We start from the raw sequence: 233 nt of genomic DNA, 5'->3' as shown, positions 1-233 counted from the left end.
TATGCGTTTCTCAGCAGACCCTACTTAAAGAAATTCTAATCGATTTGATGCAGGAAGAAATTTTCTCGTCGTTTCGACTCGTTGGAGGAACGGCTTTGAGTTTGCAAATTGGTCATCGAATGTCCGTTGATATTGATTTGTTTACCGATGCGGATTATGGATCTATTGATTTCGATCGTATCAAAAATTTCCTGAAAAATAAGTATGCTTTTTATAGTTCAAGTCCCATAGAT

Annotated in this window: 1 protein-coding gene; it reads left to right on the top strand. The window is 36.5% G+C overall.

Annotated features, from left to right (window positions below):
• Window positions 1-233 (top strand): nucleotidyl transferase AbiEii/AbiGii toxin family protein (locus B2145_RS04750; protein ID WP_414654990.1); only part of this gene is annotated, 233 nt, incomplete at both ends.

Source organism: Flavobacterium sp. UBA5153 (genome assembly GCA_002413745.1).
In the GTDB taxonomy this organism is placed as follows: Bacteria; Bacteroidota; Bacteroidia; order Flavobacteriales; family Flavobacteriaceae; genus Flavobacterium.
This window is presented reverse-complemented; position numbering and strand designations above follow the sequence as displayed.